General features: G+C 70.5%; 3 protein-coding genes. All 3 read left to right on the top strand.

Features of this window, described 5'->3' with window-relative positions; translation table 11 throughout:
- On the top strand, window positions 1–419 hold a 419-nt coding region (locus tag IV113_RS14720; RefSeq protein WP_291086450.1), incomplete at its 5' end, for a hemerythrin domain-containing protein.
- Window positions 420–495: 76 nt separating this feature from the next.
- Window positions 496–903, top strand: coding sequence for a SirB2 family protein (locus IV113_RS14715; protein ID WP_291086448.1), 408 nt, complete (start codon window positions 496–498; stop codon window positions 901–903).
- Entirely contained in the window at window positions 900–1328 is a 429-nt protein-coding gene (locus IV113_RS14710; RefSeq protein WP_291086446.1) for a YbaN family protein, read from the top strand. The genes IV113_RS14715 and IV113_RS14710 overlap by 4 nt, the downstream gene beginning before the upstream one ends.
- The last annotated feature ends 47 nt before the right edge of the window (window positions 1329–1375 follow it).

Raw genomic sequence — 1375 nt, 5'->3', positions numbered from 1 at the left:
TGCACCGCGAGCAGCTGCCCGAGCTGATCCGCATGGCGCGCCGGGTGGAGGCGGTTCACCGCGAGCACCCCGATGTGCCCGCCGGCCTGGCCGAACACCTGGAGGCCATCGAGGTCGAGATGCTGGAGCACATGGCCAAGGAAGAGAACATCCTGTTCCCCATGCTCAAGGCGGGCGGGCGCGGCATGGCCGTGCACCCCATCGGAGTGATGCGCGAGGAACACACCAGCCACGGCGAACAGCTCGACCGCCTGATGGCCATGACCCACGACGCCACGCCACCCCAGGACGCGTGCAACACCTGGCGCGCGTTGTACGCGGGCGTCAACCAGTTCTCGGACGACCTCATCGCGCACATCCACCTGGAAAACAACCAGCTGTTCCCGCAGTACGAGCCAGCGCGCGCGGCCTGCTGCTGAGCCCCGCGCGGCATGGCGCTGCGGTGAGAACCGCTATGCTGGCGGTGACTTACACCGACCGCACCGCCACCACCCCATGCCAACCCCGGACATCGCCTGGGCCTACCCGCTGCTGCTTCAGACGCACGTCGGCCTGGTCATGACCAGCGTCGGCCTGTTCGCGGCGCGCGCTCTGGGGGTGCTGCGGGGCCAGGTCTGGCCGCTGCGCCCGGGCTGGCGCCGCTTGAGCGAGGTGGTCGACAGCGCGCTGCTGATGGCCGGCGCGAGCCTGTGGTGGCTGCTGCAACTCAACCCGCTGCACACGCCCTGGCTCGGCCTCAAGCTCGGCCTGCTGCTGGTCTACATCGCCCTGGGAACGATGGCGATGCGGCGGGCCTCCTCCACCCGAACGCGGGCGCTGTTCCTGCTGGGCGCTTTGCTGTGCGTGGCCTTCATGGCCTCGATCGCGCTGGCGCGGCATCCGCTGGGCTGGTGGGCGCCATGACCCATCCCCAACCGACAGCGCCCGACAGCGCCGCGCTGCACCGCTCGCGCGTGGTGCGCTGGTTGTTGTGGTTGGCCGGCAGCGTGTCGCTCGCGCTGGGCCTCATCGGCGTGGTGCTGCCCGGCCTGCCGACCACCCCCTTCGTGCTGCTGGCAGCGGCTTGTTACGCCAAGGCTTCGCCGCGCCTGCACGGCTGGCTGCTCAACCACCGCTTTCTCGGCCCCATGGTGCGCGACTGGGAAACACACCGCAGCCTCACGCGCCGCAGCAAGACGGTGGCCCAGGTGTCGATGGTGGTGATGGTCGGCCTGTCGGCCTGGGGTTTCCGCGGCCAGCCCGTGGCGCTCGGGCTACTGCTGATTGCAGCCCTGATCGGCATCCTGGTGGTGGCCCGGATCCCGACACGCAGGCCGGATCGACGCTGACGATCCGGCGCCGGGCCGCCCCAAGCCGGATCAGCCCCCTCGGGGGG

This window comes from Hydrogenophaga sp., assembly GCF_018780385.1.
GTDB lineage: Bacteria > Pseudomonadota > Gammaproteobacteria > Burkholderiales > Burkholderiaceae_C > Hydrogenophaga.
Note: the sequence above shows the minus strand (reverse complement) of the source record. Positions and strands in the feature narration are given on the sequence as shown.

Bases quoted from the DNA above. Each gene is read 5' to 3' on its own strand.
- IV113_RS14715 (WP_291086448.1), top strand. From the start codon at position 496: ATGCCAACCCCGGACATCGCCTGGGCCTACCCGCTGCTGCTTCAGACG.
- IV113_RS14710 (WP_291086446.1), top strand. From the start codon at position 900: ATGACCCATCCCCAACCGACAGCGCCCGACAGCGCCGCGCTGCACCGC.